Origin of the sequence: Streptomyces sp. NPDC127068 (assembly GCF_042724695.1) — a bacterium.
Lineage (GTDB): Bacteria > Actinomycetota > Actinomycetes > Streptomycetales > Streptomycetaceae > Streptomyces.
Genome location: NZ_JBHXEN010000005.1, coordinates 87415 through 104822, shown reverse-complemented (window position 1 = coordinate 104822; position 17408 = coordinate 87415). Strand labels below are relative to the sequence as shown.

General features: G+C 74.8%; 15 protein-coding genes. 5 read left to right on the top strand and 10 right to left on the bottom strand.

Annotated elements, in window-relative coordinates; translation table 11 throughout:
* Positions 1-65: 65 nt before the first annotated feature.
* Entirely contained in the window at positions 66-686 is a 621-nt protein-coding gene (locus ACFWIA_RS04615; protein ID WP_387000347.1) for a TetR/AcrR family transcriptional regulator, read from the bottom strand.
* Positions 687-847: 161 nt separating this feature from the next.
* Here ACFWIA_RS04615 and ACFWIA_RS04610 point away from each other — a divergent pair, with 161 nt between their 5' ends.
* On the top strand, positions 848-2431 hold the full coding sequence (locus ACFWIA_RS04610) for an amidohydrolase (RefSeq protein WP_387000345.1): 1584 nt from the start codon (positions 848-850) through the stop codon (positions 2429-2431).
* 31 nt (positions 2432-2462) lie between these two features.
* On the opposite strand, the gene ACFWIA_RS04605 is transcribed toward ACFWIA_RS04610, so the two are convergent.
* Together ACFWIA_RS04605 and ACFWIA_RS04600 are read right to left on the bottom strand one after the other, a co-directional pair.
* Complete coding sequence (locus ACFWIA_RS04605) at positions 2463-3356, bottom strand: phosphatase PAP2 family protein (RefSeq protein WP_387000343.1); 894 nt, start codon at positions 3354-3356, stop codon at positions 2463-2465.
* A 152-nt stretch (positions 3357-3508) separates the two neighbouring features.
* On the bottom strand, positions 3509-4660 hold the full coding sequence (locus ACFWIA_RS04600; RefSeq protein ID WP_387000341.1) for a LacI family DNA-binding transcriptional regulator: 1152 nt from the start codon (positions 4658-4660) through the stop codon (positions 3509-3511).
* A 485-nt stretch (positions 4661-5145) separates the two neighbouring features.
* Here ACFWIA_RS04600 and ACFWIA_RS04595 point away from each other — a divergent pair, with 485 nt between their 5' ends.
* On the top strand, positions 5146-6825 hold the full coding sequence (locus ACFWIA_RS04595) for a glycoside hydrolase family 13 protein (protein WP_387000339.1): 1680 nt from the start codon (positions 5146-5148) through the stop codon (positions 6823-6825).
* Positions 6826-6906: 81 nt separating this feature from the next.
* On the opposite strand, the gene ACFWIA_RS04590 is transcribed toward ACFWIA_RS04595, so the two are convergent.
* Positions 6907-7635 carry a TetR/AcrR family transcriptional regulator gene (locus ACFWIA_RS04590; RefSeq protein ID WP_387000337.1) on the bottom strand — a complete coding sequence of 243 codons (729 nt, stop codon included), beginning with the start codon at positions 7633-7635 and terminating at the stop codon, positions 6907-6909.
* A 330-nt stretch (positions 7636-7965) separates the two neighbouring features.
* On the opposite strand from ACFWIA_RS04590, the gene ACFWIA_RS04585 reads away from it, so the two are divergent.
* Both ACFWIA_RS04585 and ACFWIA_RS04580 read left to right on the top strand, forming a co-directional pair.
* On the top strand, positions 7966-8511 hold the full coding sequence (locus tag ACFWIA_RS04585; RefSeq protein WP_387000335.1) for a hypothetical protein: 546 nt from the start codon (positions 7966-7968) through the stop codon (positions 8509-8511).
* 96 nt (positions 8512-8607) lie between these two features.
* A complete protein-coding gene (locus ACFWIA_RS04580; protein WP_387000333.1) occupies positions 8608-9003 on the top strand; it encodes a DUF6281 family protein in 396 nt (131 codons plus the stop codon).
* A 47-nt stretch (positions 9004-9050) separates the two neighbouring features.
* Here the strand turns inward: ACFWIA_RS04580 and ACFWIA_RS04575 are convergent, their stop codons facing one another.
* Both ACFWIA_RS04575 and ACFWIA_RS04570 read right to left on the bottom strand, forming a co-directional pair.
* Positions 9051-10997: a hypothetical protein gene (locus tag ACFWIA_RS04575; protein ID WP_387000331.1), complete on the bottom strand. Its 1947-nt coding sequence runs from the start codon at positions 10995-10997 to the stop codon at positions 9051-9053.
* Positions 10998-11121: 124 nt separating this feature from the next.
* On the bottom strand, positions 11122-11721 hold the full coding sequence (locus ACFWIA_RS04570; RefSeq protein WP_387000330.1) for a tetratricopeptide repeat protein: 600 nt from the start codon (positions 11719-11721) through the stop codon (positions 11122-11124).
* Positions 11722-11941: 220 nt separating this feature from the next.
* Between ACFWIA_RS04570 and ACFWIA_RS04565 the strand changes: the two genes are divergently transcribed.
* The gene (locus tag ACFWIA_RS04565) at positions 11942-12466 is read left to right on the top strand and encodes a hypothetical protein (protein WP_387000328.1); all 525 of its coding nucleotides are present in this window, start codon (positions 11942-11944) and stop codon (positions 12464-12466) included.
* A gap of 86 nt (positions 12467-12552) precedes the next feature.
* Here the strand turns inward: ACFWIA_RS04565 and ACFWIA_RS04560 are convergent, their stop codons facing one another.
* From ACFWIA_RS04560 to ACFWIA_RS04545, 4 genes are all read right to left on the bottom strand, one after another.
* Positions 12553-13953, bottom strand: coding sequence for a DUF1996 domain-containing protein (locus ACFWIA_RS04560; protein ID WP_387000327.1), 1401 nt, complete (start codon positions 13951-13953; stop codon positions 12553-12555).
* 157 nt (positions 13954-14110) lie between these two features.
* Positions 14111-15124: an NAD-dependent epimerase/dehydratase family protein gene (locus tag ACFWIA_RS04555; protein WP_387000325.1), complete on the bottom strand. Its 1014-nt coding sequence runs from the start codon at positions 15122-15124 to the stop codon at positions 14111-14113.
* A 99-nt stretch (positions 15125-15223) separates the two neighbouring features.
* Entirely contained in the window at positions 15224-15904 is a 681-nt protein-coding gene (locus tag ACFWIA_RS04550) for a winged helix-turn-helix domain-containing protein (protein WP_387000323.1), read from the bottom strand.
* A gap of 335 nt (positions 15905-16239) precedes the next feature.
* Positions 16240-17265, bottom strand: coding sequence for a DUF6891 domain-containing protein (locus ACFWIA_RS04545; RefSeq protein WP_387000321.1), 1026 nt, complete (start codon positions 17263-17265; stop codon positions 16240-16242).
* Between the last annotated feature and the right edge of the window lie 143 nt (positions 17266-17408).

The window sequence follows — 17408 nt, the reverse complement described above, 5'->3', positions numbered from 1 at the left end:
CTTTCGTGATCGTCTCAGAGCGAACTCGTCCGCGCAAAGGTTCGGTTACCGGGCCCCCGGACCGGTCACGACCTGTCGGCCCCCGGTGCGCGCAGGGTCGCGACCTGGGCGACGAAACCGGTGAGCGCCCACGCGAAGGCCCGGTCGGCGCGCTCCGGTCCCCCCGCGGCCAGGGCGTCCGCCAGGTGCGGGGTGGGCGTCCGGTCGGGGAGTTCCCACATCGGGTCGGGAGCCGCGAGGTCCAGCGCCGAGCCCAACACCAGGCTCTCCAGGGCGATGATCACCGGCATCACGTCGGGGAGCCGGAACCCGGCGTCAAGGAGCCGGACGACCGCCCGTTCGTACTGGGCGAGCACCCGGGGCGCGCGCACCGGTGAGGTGGCCAGCAGGGGGATGGCCCGGGGGTGCGCGGCGAAGGCGGCCCGGTAGGAGCGGGCCCAGTCCGTCAGCGCCCGGTCCCAGGGCTCGGCGTCGAGCGTCCCGGAGTCGATCGCCTCGCAGATCCGCTCCCGCAGCAGCTCCACGATGCCGTCCCGCCCGTCGACGTGATGGTAGACCGAAGCGGTCCTGGCCCCCAGCCGGGCGGCGATCCGCGGCACGCTGAAGTCGCCCTGTTCGTCGACGAGTTCCAGGGCGGTCGTGGTGATCCGCTCCCGGTCGAGGAGGGGGGTGCGGGGCCGTCCCATGCCGTGGGCCTTCCGTCGGGGGCGCGGAGGTCGCACGGACCGGGCCTTCCGGACCTCCCCGGCACAGGTTACCGTGGCAAAACCGAAAGCCTTTAGGTTTCGGGTGGCCGGACGGGAGAGGCACCGTGGCCCGCGCCGCCCGCCGCGAGAAGGAGCAACCGATGCCGCACCCCGCCCCGGACACCGCCGCCGACCTCGTCCTGACCGGAGCCCGGGTCCGCACCCTCGACCCCGCCCGACCCGCGGCCACCGCCGTCGCCGTGCGCGAGGGCGTGATCACCGCGGTCGGCGACGACACCGACGCCCGCGACTGGCGCGGTGCGCGGACCGAGGTCGTCGACCTCGCCGGGGCGACCCTCGTCCCCGGGCTCACCGATGCGCACAGCCACCCCGTGTGGGGCCTGGAGATGGCCACCGGAGCCGATCTGACCGGGGTCACCGACCTGGCGGGGCTGCGCGCCGCGCTCGCCGCCGCGGACCGGATCGACGGCTGGGTCCTCGGCTGGGGCCTCGACCACAACGCCTTCGGCGGCGCCGCCCCGCACCGGGCCCTGATCGAGGAGGCGGTGGCCGGTGCCCCGGCCCTGCTCCGCCTCTACGACGGCCACTCCGCACTGGCCAGCGGCGCGGCCCTGCGCGCCGCCGAGGTCACCGGGCCCCGGGAGTTCACCCAGCGCGCGGAGGTCGTGTGCGACGCCGAAGGGCCCACCGGCCATCTGATCGAGCACGCCGCGATGGAACTCCTCACCCCCGTACTGCCCCGACTGCCGCACGCCGAACGGCGCGCCCGACTGCTCGGACTGCTGTCCTCCATGGCGGCCACCGGGCTGACCGGCGCCCAGGTGATGGACGCCGGTGACACGGCCCTGCTGGCCGCCGTCGCCGAGGAGGCGGAACTGCCGCTGCGGCTGCGGCTCGCCCCCTGGTGCATGCCCGGCGCGGACCGGGACGCCCTGGACGGGCTGATCGCCCTCCAAGGGCGCGGCGGCCGGGGCTGGCGGATCGACGGGGTGAAGTTCTTCCTGGACGGCACCGTCGAGGGCGGCACCGCCTGGCTGGACCACCCGGACTGCCACGGCCGGGGCACCGAGGCGCTCTGGCCGGACCTCGGGGCCTACGCGGACGCCGTGCGCCACCTGCACGCGGCCGGGGTCCGCACCGCCACCCACGCCATCGGCGACGCGGCGGTACGGCACGTCCTGGACACCGTCGCCTCGCTCGGCGACGGCGGACGGCTACGGCACCGCATCGAACACATCGAGACCGTGCCCGACGACGTCCTGCCCCGCTTCGCCGCCCTGGGCGCCATCGCCTCGATGCAGCCCCCGCACAGCGCCTACACCCGCGCCGACCACAGCGACGAGTGGTCCCGGCGGCTCGGTGACGAGCGGGCCGGGCGGGCCTGGCGGGTGCGGGACCTCCGGGACGCGGGCGCGGTGGTCGCCCTCGGGTCCGACTGGCCGATCGCCCCCTTCGACGCCCGGTCCGTGCTCGCCACCGCCCGGGCACCGCGCGGCGCGGCCTCCGCCCGGGCCGGACTCACCGGGCTCATGGCTCTGGAGGGGCTCACCTCGCACGCCGCGCTCGCGGCCGGGGAAGCGGACGTCGCCGGCCGGATCGCCCCCGGTTACCGCGCCGACCTCACCGCGCTCGGCCTCGACCCGGTCGAGGCCCCCGCCGACGAGGTCGCCGAGGCGGAGGTCAGGCTCACCACCGTGGCGGGCCGCATCACCCACCGCGGCTGACCCGCGGCTGCGGCGGGCGGCTCCGGCGGGGTCAGCCGCTCGCCGGAACCGTCTGCGGCAGCCGCGAGGGCCAGTCGCCGTACCAGAGGCGGGCGACGCCGTAGCCGAAGGCGAGGCAGATCATTCCGCCGACCGCGTCCAGCCAGAAGTGGTTGGCGGTGGCGACGATCACGACGAGCGTGGCGACCGGGTAGAGCAGGGCGAGCACCTTCACCCACGGCACCCGCGCCAGGAAGTAGAGGGTGAGCCCGCACCACAGGGACCACCCGATGTGCATCGACGGCATGGCCGCGTACTGGTTCGACATGTTCTTCAGGTCCCCGGAGGCCATCGACCCCCAGGTCTCGTGCACGAGGACCGTGTCGATGAAACCGCCGCCGGTCATCAGCCGCGGCGGCGCCAACGGGTACAGGTAGTACCCGACCAGGGCCACCGCCGTCGTCGCGAACAGCACCGTGCGGGTCGCCGCGTACCGGCCGGGATGGCTGCGGAACAGCCAGACGAGCACGCCGAGCGTCACGATGAAGTGCAACGTGGCGTAGTAGTAGTTCATCCCCACGACCAGCCAGGTGACCGAGTCCACCGCGTGGTTGACCGCCTTCTCGAAGGCCAACCCCATGCTCTGCTGGAGGTCCCAGATCCAGTGGGCGTTCCGCATCGCCTGTGCTTCCCGCTCGGGCACGGCGTTGCGGATCAACGAGTACGTCCAGTAGCTGATGGCGATCAGCAGGACCTCGAACCACAGCCGGGGCCGGCGCGGCGCCCGCATCCGGTCGAGCAGCCCGCGCGCAGCGCGTCCCCCGGCCCGTCGCGGGGCACTGACCTGCTCGTCCACGGGTGCGACGCCGCCTCGGGGAGCGGCACCGGGCTCCCCGCTGGCGGCCTGCTGCCGGCCTTCCAGTTGTGTCACGGTCGTCTCACCCATGGGGGAAGAGTCTGCCAGATGATGGTGCTACGTCTGATCATCCCCTGGGAGGGCCCACCCCGCACGCGGTCCCCCTCACGTACCGTCGCCCCTCCTCCGCGCGGCGTACGGGACGCCCGGGTCCGGGCCGCCGACGCGGGGACGGGCCCGGCTCACGGACGGGCACGGGGCGGCTCCGGTCGCGGGGCGGGCCGCCCGGGCGCGCAGGCCGTGGACCCCCGGACGACCAGCTCGGGCAGGAACACGAACTCGCTCGGCGGCGCGGGCGTCCCTCCGATCCCCTCCAGCAGGGCGCGCACCGCCGCCCGCCCCATCGCCGGGACCGGCTTGCGGACCGTCGTGAGCGGCGGATCGGTGAACGCCATCAGCGGGGAGTCGTCGAACCCGACGACGGACACGTCACGCGGCACGTCCAGCCCGCGCTGTCGGACCGCGCGCACGGCACCCAACGCCATCATGTCGCTGGCGCACACCACCGCCGTGCACCCCCGGTCGACCAGCATCCCGGCCGCCGCCTGACCCCCCTCCAGGGAGAACAGCGAGTGCTGGACCAGCCGTCCGGTGATCTCCTCCTCGTCGAGGCCGAGCTGTGCGCGCACCGCCCGGACGAAGCCCTCGACCTTCCGCTGGACGGGCACGAACCGCCCCGGCCCGAGCGCCAGACCGATCCGGGTGTGACCGAGGGAGACCAGGTGCGTCACGGCCAACTCCACCGCCGCCCGGTCGTCGGGGGAGATGGCCGGCGCCCGCACCGCCGGGGCGAACCCGTCCACCAGCACGAACGGCACCCCCTGCGCCCGCAACCGCTCGTAGCGCCCCGGATCGGCGGTGGTGTCGGAGTGCAGCCCGGAGACGTAGATGATCCCGCGCACCCCCCGCTCGACCAGCATCTCGGTCAGCTCGTCCTCGGTGGAGCCGCCCGGGCCCTGGGTGGCGAGCACCGGGGTGTAGCCCTCCCGGGTCAGGGACTGGGCGATCACCTGGGCCAGCGCCGGGAAGATCGGGTTGTCCAGCTCCGGGATGATCAGCCCCACCAGTCCGGCGCTGCGCTGCCGCAGCCGCACGGGCCGTTCGTAGCCGAGGCCGTCGAGCGTGGCGAGCACCGACCGGCGGGTGGCCGCGGCGACCCCCGGCCTCCCGTTGAGGACCCGGCTGACGGTGGCCTCGCTGACCCCCGCCCGCGCCGCGATGTCCGCGAGCCGTGCCGTCCCCGACGGGGGCGCGGGCCGCCCGTCGTCCACCCACCCCCCGGCCGGGGGCGGCACCGGGTCGGTGGGGTGGTGCGCCGCGGGCTGCTGGCTCATCGGGCTCCCTCGTGGTCGTGCCGAACGGGCTTGCGGCCGGGTCGACATGACGACACGTCGGCTGACCGGGCGGCGCACGGGCGGCGCACGGTCGGCTCGTCGGCCCGCGCCCGCTCAACGTATAGCCCCGAAGTGCGGCGCCCCGCACGTCCGGGTGGCTCCGGTAGCCCCGAAGCACGGTGCCCCGCACCCGAACCGGCACCCGGACCGCAAGACCTTGCGAAGGACCGTCGACCTTCTTGCGCATTCTTTCTGCAAGGTATTTCGTAGGGGAAGGCACCGCTGTTACGTTCACCTCTTCCGGTGCGCACCGCCGGACCGACCCGGCCCCCGCGTCCCCGTTCCCGGCAGCTCGTCGCCCCCCCCCCGCGTCCCGCCCGAAGCCCCTCGTCACCGGCCGCACCGCGCGCGGCACCCGGCACCCGACCCGCCGGACCCGCGGCAGACCTCCCGAGCGCATCCGCCCCCGACGCAGCGAGGACACCATGAGTCAGCACACCGCCGACCAGCCGCAGTCCGGACCCGGCCCGGCCGCGACCAGCCCCGGCTGGTGGACCGAGGCGATCATCTACCAGGTCTACCCGCGCAGCTTCGCCGACGGCGACGGCGACGGCCTGGGCGACCTCGAAGGCGTGCGCTCCCGGCTGCCGTACCTGCGCGACCTCGGGGTCGACGCGCTGTGGCTCAGCCCCTTCTACGCCTCGCCGCAGGCCGACGCGGGCTACGACGTCGCCGACTACCGCGCCGTCGACCCGGTGTTCGGCACCCTGCTCGACGCCGACGCCCTGATCCGCGACGTCCACGCCCACGGACTGCGGATCATCGTGGACCTGGTCCCCAACCACTCCTCCGAGCAGCACGAGTGGTTCCGGCGCGCCCTCGCCGAGGGGCCGGGCTCCGCACTGCGCGAGCGCTACCACTTCCGCCCCGGCCGGGGAAGCAGCGGCGAACTCCCGCCCAACGACTGGGAATCGGTGTTCGGCGGGCCCGCCTGGACCCGCACCACCGACCCCGACGGCACCCCCGGCGACTGGTACCTGCACCTCTTCGCCCCGCAGCAGCCGGACTTCGACTGGGACCACCCGGCCGTCGGCGACGAGTTCCGTTCCATCCTGCGCTTCTGGCTCGACATGGGGGTGGACGGCTTCCGCGTCGACGTCGCCCACGGCCTCGTCAAGGCCCCCGGCCTGCCCGACCTCGGCACCCGCGAACAGCTGCGCCTGCTCGACGGCGAGGCGAAGCCCTTCTTCGACCAGGACGGCGTGCACGAGGTCTACCGCTCCTGGCGCACCGTGCTCGACGAGTACCCCGGGGAGCGGATCTTCGTCGCCGAGGCGTGGACCCCCACCATCGAGCGGACCGCCCGTTACGTCCGCCCCGACGAGCTGCACCAGGCGTTCAACTTCCCCTACCTCACCACCCCGTGGGACGCCGTCGAACTGCGGACGGTCATCGACCGGTCCCTGGACGCCATGCGGTCCGTGGGCGCCCCGACCACCTGGGTGCTCTCCAACCACGACGTCACCCGGCACGCCACCCGCTTCGCCAACCCGCCCGGCCTCGGCACCCAACTGCGCACCGCCGGCGACCGCGAGCTGGGGTTGCGCCGGGCCCGCGCGGCGACCCTGCTGATGCTGGCGCTCCCCGGATCGGCGTACGTGTACCAGGGGGAGGAGCTGGGCCTGCCCGACGTGGTCGACCTGCCGGACGAGGTCCGCGAGGACCCCTCCTTCTTCCGCGCCGCCGGACAGGACGGCTTCCGCGACGGCTGCCGGGTGCCGATCCCGTGGACCGTGGACGGCACCTCGTACGGGTTCGGCTCCGGCGGTTCCTGGCTGCCCCAACCCGCGGGCTGGGGCGAGCTGAGCGTACGGTCGCAGACCGGCGTCGAGGGTTCCACGCTGGAGCTGTACCGGGCGGCCCTCGCGGCCCGTCGGGCCCACCCCGCGCTGGGCGCCGGCGACCGGGTGCAGTGGCTGGACGCCCCGGCCGGGGTGCTCGCCTTCCGGCGCACCGCCGGGGGACGCGACCTCGTCTGCGCCGCCAACACGACGGGCGCGCCGGTGCCGTGGACGGCTCCGGGCACCCTGCTGCTGTCGAGCGCCCCGCTGGGGGCGGACGGCGAACTGCCCGCCGACACGACCGCCTGGTGGACCTCTCCCTGACGCCCGGCCCGTGCCCCCGAACCGCCGCCCGCGGGTCGGGGGCGCACCGGAGGTGCAGGAACGATTCCTTGGTGGTTCGGCTCAGACCGAGGCCCGGGGCGCCAACGCCATCAGCCGGCCCACGAGATCGCCGAAGGGACCGTCCACGGGCTCGGCCGCCAGGATGCGGACCAGTATCCGGGCCATCTCCTCGTCGTAGGCGGAGCTGACCGCGAGGAGCGCCGCGAAGTCGTGCACGAGCTGCAACTCCAACTCGTGGCGGGGGATCTGCCGCTTGTCCAACCACAACAGCGCCGTCGACTCGGCGAGCGAGATCCAGGACCGCACCACGAGTTCCAGCCGCGGCGGAGTGGCCTCCACCCACAGATGGGACAGGATGTGCTCGTACGCGGTCTGCCGCACCGAGTCGATCAGGGCGTTGGTCGCGGAGACCGTGTTCACCGGGACCGACTCGCCCAGGGAGATGGCGGGGCCCCCGCGCATCAGGGCCGAGAAGCCCGGCCCGTGTTCGTCCACGAAGTCGAAGAACCGGCGCATCACCCGCAGCAGCCGGTCCCCGAGCGGACCCTCGTGCGGCTCCTCGAAGCGCCCCGCCAGGTCCTCGGCGGCCCGGGTCAGCGCGGCCTCGTACAGACTCAGCTTGCCCGGGAAGTAGTGGTAGACCAGCGGCCGGGATATCCCCGCGGCGGCGGCTATCTCGTCGATGGACACCTCGTCGGGCGAACGGCGGCTGAACAGGTCGAGGGCGACCCCGATCAACTGCCGCCGCCGTTCCTCCACACCCATCCTGCGGCGCACCCCGGTCGTCATGGGGAACACCCTAACGGCACGCATCCCGCGTGCTCGGCCCCGCCCGAGGACCGTTACCGGAACCTCAGGTACCACGTGCCAACTCCCCCTGGACATACGGGAGAAGGGTCGATTCCGGTATCAGTCGCGGCTCCCTCCACCGGGCGGGACCGGGCCGCGTCCGCCGGCCGGCGGAGGAACCCGACCGACCGCGGGCCGGGTTTCTCGACGGACCGCACCGCACGGCCGCTCCACCCGTGGTGAAGTACTCCATGGTCCGACGAAGGGCCGCCGGACACCCCCCACCCCGACCGGCCCTTCACCCCCCACCATCCGGAGCACGAAGACGCCATGACCAGGTACCCCCACCACCTGCGCCGGGCCGCTGCCGAGGCCATCGGCCGCTTCCCCCACGCCCTGCGCCCGGAGATCTACGTCGTCTCCTTCCGCATCGGTCGCCTCGGCGACGACCCCCGCCGCCCGTACCTCGCGGTCGGCCACAACACCGAGAGCCGGTTCCGCGCCGAGGCGGACCGGCACGGGCCGGACGAGGCCCGGTGGAACCCGGCGCACTGGCTCCCCGAGGCCGAACGCATCGGCGGCGGCCCCGAGGACCCCGACGGCGCCGCGGCGTTCCGCGCGGCGGCCGAACGGCTCGGCTACTGGTACGAGGACGGGGACGACCTCACCGACGACGAGGAGGACGACTGCGCGGAGGCCCTCTACGGCTTGTTCGCCGATGCCTGCGAACAGGCCGCCGACGCCCTGACTTCCACGGGGGCGGTGACCGCCCTGCTGGGCCGCGCCGTTCCGATCGTGGTCCACGACCCGGCCCTCACCGGCTGGGAGCCGCCCCGCCCGCCGGACGTGCGCTCCTTCCTCCCGCACCATCCGTAGCGGGGTCCGGCCCGCGGTGAACGTTTCGGCGGGGCCGCCCGTCGTAGGAGCACGAGCGCGCCGGCCGGAGTCCGGCGCCCGGCGAGGAGGACGTTCATGAAGGGGACCGTGCGGTCCGTCGGCGCGTTGGCGGCCGTGCTCGTGGCGGTGTCGCTGTCCGCGTGCGCGGTGGACGACGACGCAACGGGCAACCAGGCCGCGGCCTGCGCCTACGAGGTGACCTACCAGGGCCGGACGTACGGCGGCGTCGGCGACGTCGAAGCCGGGGGCGTGCCCGTCGGTGCCGAGCTGGGCCGGGCCACCTTCCCGCCCTGCAACGACCACAGCGGCTCCGACGAGACGGCCACCACGGAGAACGCCTACGCCGTCGAGGGCGTGTCCCCGAAGGTCGCCATCGCCGTCGGCGCCGCCCCGGACGAGGTCACGCTGGTGGCCGTCCGCCCCGGCGGGGAACTCCCGCCGGAGGTGCGGCGGCTGATCGACGACAAGTGAGCGCCTGACCCTCCGGTGGCCCGCCCGGGCGGGCCACCGGACCGGCCCTAGTGCAGGGCGTGCAGGACGCTGCCGTCCGCGGTGCGCCCCCGCAACTGCGCCTGGGCGCCCTGCTGGGCGGGCACGGCCAGGAAACGACCCCGGGCCTTCTCGGCGACGTCACCGGTGGTGGAGACCTCCGTGACCCCTTCGCTGCCGGCGGCCAACAGGTACCAGGAGCCCGCCTCCGACTTCCACAGGGCCCCGGCCAGCACCCGCGGTTCCCGGGCCCCGCACGCCGGCGAGCCGGACGACTGGGCGGCGACCGCGGCGACGGGCTTCCCGGGGGCGAGCACCTGGGCCAGCACCCTGGCGTCCCCGCCCCGCCAGGTGTCCCCCCGGGTGCACAGCCAGGTGGCCTCCCCGTTGCCCTGCGGCAGCGGCTGGCGCGCGTACGCCCAGGAGTTGACCGCCCGCACCCCCTGCCCCTGCACCATGGCCAGCGAACACGCCGTGCGCGCCCACTCGTCGAGCGCACCCTTGCCCGTGGCGTCCCGCACACCGCCGGGCGCACCCGAGGTCAGCCGGGCGGGCGCCAGCTCGCCGAGGTCCGTGAGCAGCCGTGTCGCGCCGCCGCGCTCCTCCAACTGGAGGACGTGCCAGGTGGAGCACAGCCCGGTGTTCGGGTCGGGACGGCCCCCCGCGGCCAACGGATCGGTGACCCCGTCGGCGGACCTGCGCAGCGTCACGGGAGTGCTGCCGGGCTCGCGCAGATCGCGCATGGACGCCGCCGTCACCCAGGGCGCCGTCAGGTACCGGACGTTGCCGTCGGTCCGGCCCAGCACCAGCGCGCCGGCCCCCGCCCGCTGGGCACCGTCCACCCGGGCGAGGTCCAGGGCTGCCTCCCGGGTGCCCTCGACGGGCTCCGCGTACCGGACCACCCGCAGCCCGTCGTAGAAGAGGACGACCCGCGCCCCGTCCACCTCGCCCGCGTACAGGAGCTGTGCCGGTCCGGGCGCCGCGCCGGACGCCGTTCCCGGGGTCGCCGACACCCGCACCGACCCGCCGGGCCGCGCCCACACGGCGAGCGCCCGGCGCAGCAGTGCCTTGTCCTTGGTGTGGGAGCCCCGGGCCGGCCAGACCGAGAAGTCGGTACGGGCGGAGGTCTCCCAGGCGGTGGCCTCGGCGCCGGTGAGCTGGTCGGGGTCGAGCGCGGCCTGCCCGGCGGGGTTGCGCGCGTAGGGCGGGGCCGCCGCACCGTCCGGTCCCCAGCCCTCCCCGGGGAGCCCGAGCAGGGTGCCGCACACCACCAACGCGGCCAGGGTGACCCCGGCCGCCCGGAAGTGCTGCCGGCGCCGCACCAGATCGGTGGGCCGCGCCTGGAGCGCGCACGGGTCGAACTCGGGCGACTCCAACAGCGCGGCCGGGGCCTCGACCTCGTCGGCCTCGTCCAGCGCCCCCTCGGGGTCCTTCGCCCCGGCCGCCGCGAGGAGGTCCAGCGTCGCGTCCTCGGACAGCCGTTCCAGACCCCGCAGCACGTAGGCGGCACGCCCTTCGACGGAGAGGTCCGCCAACTGCTGGTCGAGGGCGAGTTCGTCGGCACCGCCCGAGCGGGGGAACAGCTTCAGGCCCCACACCAGGGGCAGCGCGGGCCGCCGTCGGGCCCGGTCGGCCAGCGCGAACCGCTTGGCGGGCCGCCCCGCCGACAACGCGGCCCGCAGGACCCGCAGCCGGGCGAGGGCGTACTCGGGATCGGCCGACCGGGAGTCGTCGGAGCGGCGGGCCGGCACCACACCGCCGACGCGCTGACCGCTCCGGTCGCGGGGCAGGGACCGCTGGACCACACCGTGCGCGGTGAGCGTCCGTCGCGCCCGGGGGAGGTCCGGCGGCAGCACCAGATAGGCGAGCCGGGCGAGCCGCGGGTAGTGCTCGACGAGAGCGGCCCCGGCCCGCTCCACGTCGGTGGCCGGGCCGGTCGGGTGGTCGGGGCGGGTGGCGACATCCTGTGACTGCACGACCAGCGCAACGAACGAACCGTCCCCGGGTCACCGGGGCGACCCGGACGGGGGACGTCGGCCCCTGCCTTGCCCGGGGCTCGGCCGCCGATCGGTTCCGACGGGGTTCGGGTTCCGGCGCGGGTCAGGGTTCGCTCGGAGCCGTGAGCTGCTTCGCGTAGTGCCCCAACGAGCGCTGGTAGCGCGGCAGGTGCGGGGCGAGCGAGCTGAGCGCCAGGGCCAGCGCCTCCCGCTCCCGACCGGTGTCCGCCAGGCACAGGGCGAGGAACGCCCGGACCGCGTCGTCCAAGTCGTCGTGCTCCGCGGTGAGTTCCGGGGTCAGCAGGATGACCCCCTCCTCGGGGCGGCCCAGGTTCCGCAGCGAGCTGGCCAACTGGATCTTCGCCCGCCGCCGGCGCACGCCGACCACTCCGCGCTCCAGGGCGAGCCGGTACAGCGGGACCGCCCGCTCGGGCCGGCCGGTCGAGTCGAAGGCGCCGGCCCGTTCGAACGCGGCCACCGCGCTGTCCGTCGGCAGCTCCCCGGCCAGGGTGTCGATGAGCGCCCGGAACTCGGTGGCGGGCAGGGTGTCGTACCGGGACCAGGCAGCTGCGAGCCGCTGCTCCCAGGCGAGTCCGGGCTCCCCGTCGTGCGTCACCGCCACCGTGGTGCCCGCCGTGCCGCCCGGTCCGCTCGCCCTGCGGCCCACCGTGCTCCCGCCGTCACCGCTCCCGCTCCCGCGCATGCCTCCCCTTCCCGTTCTCCACAGGCACACCTTCGCACACTTGTACCCCACAAGCAGCCGGGGAAAGGCTGTGATCAGCCATGTTTGCCCTGGCGAACACGCCCCGCAGGGCATGGTGTTGAAGGGGACGGGGTGTCGGCCGTTGAGCGGAGGGGGGCCCGGAACCGTATCCGGGAGGGGGCCCGCCCGGGCCCCGGGACAGCGGCGGAAGGGCGGCGCGATGCGGCGGACGAGGGGCGGCTCCGAGGAGGGTCCGGACGGGACGGTCAACGGCGCGCGCTCCCGCGCCGGGCGGGGGGCGCGGCTCGCGGGCCCGGTCGCGCTGCTCACCGTGCTCGGCGGGCTCACCGGCTGTGTCGACCGGGCCCCGGACGTCCCCCCGACGGCCACCGGCACCCTGGAGCGCCTCGCGGCCCGGGCCGGCTGCGAGCCCGAGCTGCGGACCGGGGCCGAGGAGCTGAGGTTGGCCGACTGCCGGGTGGACGGGGGCCGGTTCGTGCTGGCGACCTTCGCCACCGACCGGGGCCAGCGGGAGTGGTTGAACGGGGCGAAGGACTACGGCGGCACCTATCTGGTGGGGCGGGCGTGGGTGGCCGTGGGCGAGCCGGAGGTCCTCGGGGCGCTCCGCCGCGAACTGGGCGGCCAGGTGGAGGAATCCGCGCACGACACGGACACCGACACGGACACCGGCACCGGCACGGGCGCCGAACCGGAGGGCGGCACGGCGGGCCACGGCGGCCACTGACCCGGAGGGCGGGGATCGGGTCCCGCCCTCCGGGCCGTCGTGGCGCCCTCACCGGCCCGTTCGGTCCGGCCGGTGCGCGGGCCGGGTCAGGAGCACCGCTGGCCGCGGTTGAGGCACTGCGTCAGCCGCTGCATGAGCTGCCGGTCGAAGACGTTGATGAAGTCACCGTGGTCGGTGACCGGCTTGTGCAACTGCTCGGGGAAGGAGTCGACGGCGAAGTTCCGGCGCGGTGCCACGTCGTAGACGATGCGCTGGACGAGCTGCGGGACCGCCCGGAAGCCCGAGGGGCAGGCGCCGGTGCGCGGGTCGGCGAACGCCACGTGCGTACGGTGGTTCGCGCTGTCCGTGTTCCTGCCGTCCCAGCAGCCCTGGAAGCGGAACGTGCGCACCACCCGGCTGCCGCTCGGGCACAGCGGGTACTTGTCCTTCAGCTGCCGGTCCTCGAAGCCGGTGCAGCTCCAGGAGGCGTTCGCGTTGCCGGTGCCGTTGGTCAGGGCCTTGGCGTCCCCCGTGATGATCCGCAGGAACCGCGGCATGGCCACCACCGGGGAACGCGGGTTGCCCACGAACTCCAGGGTCACCGACGAAGGCGTCTGGATCTTGCCCACGTTCCGGTCCCGACCGCCGCCGTCCGCACCGGCGTCCGCCTCGTCCTGCCCGTTCTGCACCCGCAGCACCGGCCAGTAGTACGAGGACCGGTCACCCCGGTTCCGGCAGGTGGTCGCGGACCGGGCGAGCGTGCGGTCGTCGGCGAACGCGTCGTTGCCCTGGTTGCCGACGTAGTCGTGCACGTGGTGGGCGCCGTTGCGGACACCCGGCGCCACGATCACGTTGTCCGAGTTGAACAGGCCGTTCCGGTTGGTGCCGCACCGGGTGGTGAAGGTGCCGCGGGAGGCGTTGCGCTGGAAGCGGGGGAGCCGGGTGGTGTCGGCGCGGACCGACCTGATGTCCACGTAGTCGCCGGCGACGGGACCGTTGCCGGCCTGGCCACCGCCGCTCCCGCTCCCGTTGTCGGGGCGGCGGGCGTCGGGGGACCGGCCGGTGCAGGTGGCGAGGGAGTCCAGCCCCGCGGGCGGTCGGCCGCCGCTGCGGCTGATCTGGAGCCGGATGCGCTCGATCACCACGGCCCGGTCGTTGCCCAACGGGGTGAGGATGTCGTCCCGCACGAACCGCGGGTCCCGTGCGGCGGCGTCCCGGGAGGCCGCGAGCCGCCGGTAGGACTCGGTGATCTGGCCGTCGAGGGTGGCCAGATCACCGTCCACCCCGGCCCGCGCCGCGTCGGGCACCTCCGTCAGTTCGTTGCCGACGTCGGGGCAGTCGATCGTCGCGACCACCGGCCGCGTGGCGTCGCCGTCGGCCGGCGCGGGCTCCTGCGCCGCGGCGTAGACGTTGGCCACGACCAGCGCGCCCGCGCCCAGGATCAGGGCGGTCGACGCGGCCACGGCGCGTCGGGCGGTGCTCGGTCGGCGTTTTCGTGTGCGTGCCATGGAACTCCTCTGCTCTCCTCGCCGGGCCGGGGGCGCACGGCAGGGGTGAAGCGGTTCCGTTCCATACGGGGTGGCCCGCGCGGGCGTTCAACGCTCCCGCCGATCCGTCGTGGGGCACAGGTGTGCGGTGGCGGTCGACGGGCGACCGCCACCGGAATCAGCCCTGGTCGCCGCCGTCCGCGACCTCCCGCAGGATGCGTGCCTCGGTCTCCGCGGAGAGCCGGACGGCGGGCCGGTCCGGCCGTTGCGGCGCTGCACTGCCCAAGGAGGTGAGCCACGTCCAGGTGTCGGCGACCGTCTCGGCGGCCGGGCGGCAGACCAGACCCGCTCCGACGGCCCGTGACACGTCGGAGCCGTGCAGGGCCGCATGCACCTCCGAGTCGGGCGGGGCCCAGATCGGCAGCTCCGTCCAGGGCTCAACCCCGGCCTTCAGGATGACCTCCGGATCGATCCAGCGCAGCTGGGCGCGGGAGCCGGTGACCGCCACACAGGCGTCCAGGAGTTCCCCCGTGGTGGTGTGCCCCGAGGGGCTCACCGTGTCGTAGGGGCCGTTCAGCCCGGCGACCGTCGCGTCGAGGGCGAAGGCGGCGAGGTCACGGACGTCCACGTACTGGAGGGGCAGGTCCCGGGGGCCCGGGGCGAGGACCTCACCGCCCCGGGCGATCCGGTTCAGCCACCAGGGCAGCCGTCCGATGTTCTCGTAGGGGCCGATGATCAGTCCGGCGCGCAGCAGCAGGCTCCGCTCCGGTCCGAAGGCGGCCTCCACGGCGAGTTCCGCACCCCGTTTGTCCTCGGCGTACGCCGTCGCCTCCGCATCGGGGTCGCCCGTCACCGTCGGATGGCTTTCGTCGGCCCCGGCGGGCGGCGCCCAGGCGTACACCGACTTGGTGGACACGTACGTGTAGTGCCCGACCCGGTCCGCCAACAGCGCGGCCGTGTCCCGCACCGCGCGGGGGGCGGCGGACCAGGTGTCGACCACCGCGTCCCACTCGCCGTTCGCCAGCGCGGACAGCCCCCCGGGCGCCGTGCGGTCCCCGGTCAGCGTGGTGACGCCGTCCGGTGCGGGATGCCGTCCCCGGTTGAACGCGGTGACCTGCCAGCCGCGTTGCACGGCCTCCTCGGCGACGGCGCGCCCCGCGAACTCGCTTCCTCCCAGAATCAGTAGCTTCATGCACCGACCCTGACACCGCGCCGGCCCGGGTGGGAACGCGGTTCCGCTGTCGGAGAACGTCTTCCTCCGACAGCGGAATCCGCACGGCGCGGGATCACCTCACGGGGCGGACGGCGGCACGTACTTGTAGCCCACCCTGCGCACGGTCTGGATCGCCTGCCGGTGCTCCGCCCCCAACTTGCGGCGCAGCCGGGCCACATGGACGTCGACGGTCCGGCCGTCGCCCACGTGCCCGTACCCCCACACGGTGGTGACCAGCTGGTCCCGGGTGTGCACCCGCCCGGGGTGGGCCACGAGGTGGGCCAGGAGTTCGAACTCCAGGTAGGTGAGGTCGAGTTCCCGCCCGTGCACCTGGGCGGTCCGCCGTACGGTGTCCACCCGCACCAGTTCGTCGCCCTCGACGGACTCCTCCCCGGACGCCGGGGGCACGGGCAGCAGCCGCTGCTGGTCGGCGGGGACCAGGACCAGGTACCCGATCATCGGGGGCTGCCCGGGGATCGAGGGCAGGGTGTGCTGGGGGGCGGGCAGCCAGGTGGCCCCCGGTGGCAGGAAGTCCGTCACGTCGACGACTTCGTCCCGGTCCACGGCGCGCAACCCGCGCCGGGCGGGGGAACCGGTGGCGCCGGAACGGCTGACCGCGCCGCCGAGCGGCTGGCCGTAGGCCGCGGCGGTGGCCGTCGAGTAGGCGGCGGCGGAGGAGGAGGGGGGATACGAGGTCCCCTGTGGATAGGCAGCGCCCGAGCGGGGGGTGTTCGCCGGGAAGGAACGGGTGTTCGCCATGAGGGGTCAGCTCTTTCGCGCGAGATGCCGTCGATTGAGTCGAGGGCGACGGGCCGGTGGACCCGTCCCGTCGAGGACGTACGTCGTGCGCGCTGGCCGAAGGCCGGGGTGAACGGCTTTAGAGGGCCTGCGCGTTCCTTGCGCGGCGACACACCCGATCGAAGTCGTGGTGCTGTCGGGACGGCCAGAAGGGCTCCAGTGCGTACACGTCGGGGCATCCCGTCGTTGTGTTCTGGTCGCTGGCCATGGCGCCATTGAACCAGAAGGGGGTGCCCGTCAGGAACGCTCTCTCACCTGATGGACGCCTCCCTTGGCGTGTTTCCGGCACCCTCACCTCAACCGACCAGGCGCTTTCTCCAGTTGACGGGGGTCACGAGGACACTGCTGTCCGGTTCACCGTCCCATTCCGTGGACAGCCCGGCGTTCGCCAGCGCCGCGACCACCTCACGGGCCACCGCCACCGCGGTCGTGCCGGTGCCGTCGAACCCGCCGTACACGAGCGCCAGCCCCTGCCCGGCGACTGCGGACCCGGTCGCCCCGCGGTGGAAGAACACGTATCCCCGGGCGCCCGGACCGGCCTCGCCGTCGATGTCGGAGCGCCCGCAACCGGCGCAACAGGCGAAGTCCTCACGGGCCGTGATCCCCCTGCGTTCCAACGCCGCGAACGCCTCCGTCACCCGCTCGGGGTCCGTGGTCCCCGACCAGTCGGCGCTCTCCGCGACCCGCGCCAGCCACAGCCGGTCCACCAACTCCCGCGCCTGTCCCGGGGACACCGGCCGCCGCCCGGGCCCGAACCCGGCGCGCGCCGCCCGGGCCGAGCCGATCAGGTGTTCCTCGGCCACCTCCGCGAGCGCCCCGCGGTCGAGGTACCCGCAGCGGATCAGCGTCCGCACCCGCTCCTCCACGGCGCCGCGCAGCTCCTCGGGCAGCTGCGGCTCGTCGACCGGCGGGTCCGCGTCCACCGGCTCCCACGTGATGCCGTGGTCCCAGCCGTCCGCCCCGAGCGACCAGTCGACGACCGCCGCGACGACCCGGTCACGGTCGTCGGCCGGGAGGTCCGTACCCAGGAACACCGCCCGGCTCGACCGGTGTTCCACGCGGTACTCCTCCCCCTCGGCGTGCCAGACCTGGAGGAACACGTCCGGGAGGTCGGGCACCCGTTGCACGACGAGGAAGTGGTCGTCCGCCCCGCCGATCCGCTCCACCAGGTCGCGCAGCAGCGCGGCGGAGGGGCGCAGATGGCTCGCGTCGCCCTCCGTCCTGACCCGGACGGCGAGCGGGTCACCGGCGGCCGGTCGCGACCCGTCCCCCGGCGCACTCCGGTCGAGCGCCTCCGCTCCTGCCCCGCTCGCGTCCGTCATGGCGCTCCCTTCGGCCTTCGGGTTCCGCGGGCCGCCGTACCGGACGGCCCCGGGTCGCCGGACCCGACGGTCCGCCCCCACCCGTGGCCCAAGGTGCCATGGCCCACTGACACCGGGCCCGGGAGGCCGCACCCGTGACGCAC